The 3,931-nt window shown below is 47.9% G+C and carries 4 protein-coding genes and 1 pseudogene; all 5 read right to left on the reverse strand.

Annotated features, from left to right (window positions below):
* Positions 1-986: glycoside hydrolase family 3 protein (locus tag JX312_RS10260; RefSeq protein ID WP_204457927.1), on the reverse strand; the 986-nt coding region annotated here is incomplete at its 3' end.
* Between the two features lie 143 nt (positions 987-1,129).
* Entirely contained in the window at positions 1,130-2,152 is a 1,023-nt protein-coding gene (locus JX312_RS10265) for a FecR family protein (protein ID WP_204457928.1), read from the reverse strand.
* Positions 2,153-2,156: 4 nt separating this feature from the next.
* Positions 2,157-2,708 carry an RNA polymerase sigma-70 factor gene (locus tag JX312_RS10270; protein WP_204457929.1) on the reverse strand — a complete coding sequence of 184 codons (552 nt, stop codon included), beginning with the start codon at positions 2,706-2,708 and terminating at the stop codon, positions 2,157-2,159.
* On the reverse strand, positions 2,701-3,567 hold the full coding sequence (locus tag JX312_RS10275; protein WP_204457930.1) for a fimbrillin family protein: 867 nt from the start codon (positions 3,565-3,567) through the stop codon (positions 2,701-2,703). Before JX312_RS10275 ends, JX312_RS10270 begins: the two co-directional genes overlap by 8 nt.
* A gap of 16 nt (positions 3,568-3,583) precedes the next feature.
* Positions 3,584-3,931, reverse strand: a pseudogene (locus tag JX312_RS10280) (hypothetical protein); the annotation flags it as partial.

The following is a 3,931-nucleotide window of genomic DNA, read 5'->3' on the forward strand; positions in this document are numbered from 1 at the left end:
AGAACCTTGATTATGTTACGGTCAAGAACAGCCTCATCGAATTCCCCTGTTTCAAGACCTTCCATTATACGTTCATACTCTTTTGGATAGCCCGGCTGCAGGAGCTCGTTACCCGCGTTCATCTGTGCCACGGCATTAGAGCCTCCAAACCAATCGGACACTACCACCCCTTCAAATCCCCATTCACCTCTCAGCAGAGAATCGAGCAGTTCCGGACTTTCCGAAGTATAATGTCCGTTGAGATAATTATATGATGACATCACGCACCACGGGTCGGATTCCTTGACAGTATGTTCGAACGCTTTGAGGTAAATCTCACGGAGCGCCCTTTGCGACACTATTGATTCATTCGCTTTTCTGTTGGTTTCCTGATTGTTGGCGGCAAGATGCTTCACGCACGCTCCCACACCGCAACTTTGAAGACCGCAAACATACGCGGCGGCAAGTTTGCCACTGACCACCGGATCTTCCGAATAATATTCATAGTTTCTTCCGCAGAGGGGATGCCTCTGGATATTGAACGCCGGCGCAAGCATCACGTCAACGCCATAGTCACGGGCTTCCTCCCCTATCGCCTTGCCGATACCGCCGGCAACCTCCGTATTCCATGTCGCCCCTAAAAGTGTGGGCATAGGAAAATGAGTGCCGAAATATGTGTTCGTGTCATTTTCCCTCCTGGGATCTATCCTGACTCCGGCAGGTCCGTCGGAAAAAACTATAGCCGGAATCCCGAGGCGCGCTATAGGGTAAGTTGTGCCGGCGGCACCGGGCACGATGAGTTTTGTGGAACCGATAACAGCCCGGTCGCCGTTGTCGATCCCTTCCATTCCGGTGCCGATGACGAAACGGGCTTTCTCACTACGCGTCATGGCAGCCACAACCTTCTCAACCGGATCCTTCCATAGCTGCGGCAAATCCGTCTCATTTGCATATACTCCTCCCACCACGGTGCATACCGCAGCAACCAAAAGACTCTTATACTTCATATTATTATTTATTTATCAAACCATTTGTACTTCTTTCGATGGAGACTATATCAAACCACTCCGGCTATTTCCCATGGTTTTTAATGGTTTGAGAATTCATAAATATTTTAATTATTTGGAATGATTGAATGAAATATTACGTTTTATCCTGCAATCACTTTTATCCTCTTTTTCGAAGTGCCGTCTTCGGAATCTTCGTATATACTGTAGATGAGAGGAGTGGATTTCTGTATCAGTGACAGTATCTGGTCGAGCGATGCATTCTCGAACGTGGCGTAGAGGATAACGTTCTGCAGGCGTTTGTCAACATCGAACTGGACATCGAATATCTGTCCTATACGTTTATACACATTCTTAAGCATCTCATTGTGAAACGCTAAGTTTCCCTCTTTCCAGGAAACGATTTTCTCGGTATTGCCGAGATATAGCACACTTTTTTTCTGATTTGAATTATAGACTATTGTCTGATCAGGAGTCATTGACGATTCCCAGCTGTTGTCGTCAACCCTTACCGCACCCTCGGTCAGGGTGACGGAAGTAAGCGAGTCGGAGGGATATGAACAGATATTGAATTCAGTGCCCACTGCCTCTATATGGAGCGAAGACGGTGTGGTGACCACGAATGGATGCACTGTGTCTTTGGCAACCTTGAAATATGCTTCACCTTCGATTGTCACGTCCCTCCTGCCTTCACCCTCCTGATGATACCAGAGCGTTGTCCCTCCGTTCATCCAGACTTCCGTGCTGTCAGGGAGAAGTGTGTGGACAAGGCTTCCGGGCATCGCCTTGACATCAAGTGCGACGGCTACATGCTGAGGCCGAAGCGCATTGTTATTAAAATACAGATATCCTGAAAGCAAAAGAAGCGGAAGAGACATGACAGCGGCGAAACGCATTATGAATTTCAAAGATCTCCGCTTGAATGAGAGTCCGGCTTCATCGCATTCCCGGATTTCGCTGAGGGTTTTCCTCAACGACTCGTTCACATCTATACTGGAGATGGTTTGCGGGGAAACAGCTGCATCCCAGACATTTTTGATTGCAAGAAAGTCTTGCGTAACCTCATCCGAACCTGCCATCTCCTTAGCCAGTTCTTCCAATTCACCGTTGTCGGCTTCTCCTGCCAGACAACTTACAATCAAATCGTCGTCAATAATTCTTTTCATGTCATTATATGGTAGGAAAATGTTTCTTAAGGTTTTCGCGAAGCAGCCGGATAACGTTGGTTACGCGAACTTCCACAGTTCTTCGCGACACGTTCAGCTCTTTCGCTATGTCATCGTATTTCATCCCATCCCATCGGCTCATCTTGAAAGCCTGCACACTCTTGGGATCTAATGAATCGAGCACGTTATTTATATATCGGTCAAGTTCATCGTAGAGAAGATAGCTGTCGAGGGCTGCCGTGTCGATATTGACAGAAGTCAACAGGCGCGCGGCATAGGTTTCCACTATTTTGCGGTGTTTGATGGAATCGAGGCAATCGTTGCGGACACTGCACAACAAGAAATTACGCAGTGAACTGATCCTTAGGATTTTCCTCTTCTCCCACAATTCCACGAAGACACTGCTTACAATGTCTTCGCATTCTGTCATGTCGGTTATGAATGAATTGCAATAAAGCACAAGGCTACGATAATACTTCAAAAAGATTGCAGCGAAGGCTTCGTGAGAGCCTTCGCCCAATCCTTTTAAAAGCAAGTCATCGTCTAATTCAATCATAAGTTTCTACAACCCAGTCCTCTATCTCCCGGAGCGAAATCTCGAATCCGGGGTGGGACACATGGAGGTCAAAAATATATAATTTCCCTCTTTCAAAGGTGAGGTCTCCCAATTTCTTGCGGAATTCCTGACCTGCCACGTTGCAGCGTACGGTCACGTTGGAAGTGGCTGGAAGAAGAAGGCAGTCTGCCGAAGTCATCCCCTCGTCTGCCAACATAGGGATGGCGGTCGCCGTCCCTGAGGGTGTCAGAGTGGCATCGCCGAGATTGAAGCTGCCGGTAGCGTTCACTCCCTCCATATGGGGATTAAGATTTTTCAGTTCGGCAGGAAGAATATCATCCTCAGCCGTAATCTCGAACCTCACGGCACTCAGCACATGCTTCATCTGAATCTTGACGGGAGCCAACGCGGGGTATTTATTGCGGCTGTTATCCGAATAAAGATAGTCGCATGCAAGAGCCTTCTCGCGTGTGCTGACATCAAGAGAGAGAGCACGGGAGGTCAAGGCTGATTCTTCAAACGGTGTGAAACAAATGAAGTCAACTTTTGCGGCATCCTTGGGATACATGAGTTCCGTTCCTGCTTCAGTAATGGACAGCTCTCCTTCAGCGTCAGTTTTAAAACGGACGCATTTAGAGGAGGCAAAACCTTTTTCCTCCCCGCTTGGGAACATGAACACTCCGAATTCTTCCTCACCTTTCCATGTCTCCGGCTTTTCTTGCTCGAAGGGGGTTATAGAGGCCTTGAGTTTCACGGGAAGCTGGGGGTGGCGGTCCACACCGCCTTCGTTGATGTCTTCACACGACATCAACATGCAGCTGAGCGCCACTCCCGCAAATATATAAATGGATTTTTTCATGAATCTGTTGTGAAGATTACTGAATCTTTACGCATCTTACATTCAAAGCGTTGCCGGCACTGTAGTTGTTGATCTGCCCCCACGTATTGGTTGCGTCAAACGCAAAAGTCTTGAGACCATCCATCGTGCCTGAGAATAACATCACATGGTCGCAGTTGCCGAATTTTCCGTCAAATCTCATTCGACCGCCAACCGGATAAACGGTAGTGGGATCGATTATAGAATCACTGCCACTGAGGAATGAATTCCACGGAGACAGATTGTTCTTGTAAGCCGGAACCATCCATCCTTCAGGAGAGGGGTCGAAGATACCTTTTTCTCCGGTGGTCTCATCCGACCAGAAGCTTGCCCATTCTGCAAATTG

The sequence above is a fragment of the Barnesiella sp. CU968 genome, assembly GCF_905219685.1.
Taxonomy (GTDB): Bacteria; Bacteroidota; Bacteroidia; order Bacteroidales; family Muribaculaceae; genus Lepagella; species Lepagella muris_A.

Bases quoted from the DNA above. Each gene is read 5' to 3' on its own strand.
- JX312_RS10270 (WP_204457929.1), bottom strand. From the start codon at position 2,708: ATGATTGAATTAGACGATGACTTGCTTTTAAAAGGATTGGGCGAAGGC.
- JX312_RS10265 (WP_204457928.1), bottom strand. From the start codon at position 2,152: ATGAAAAGAATTATTGACGACGATTTGATTGTAAGTTGTCTGGCAGGA.
- JX312_RS10275 (WP_204457930.1), bottom strand. From the start codon at position 3,567: ATGAAAAAATCCATTTATATATTTGCGGGAGTGGCGCTCAGCTGCATG.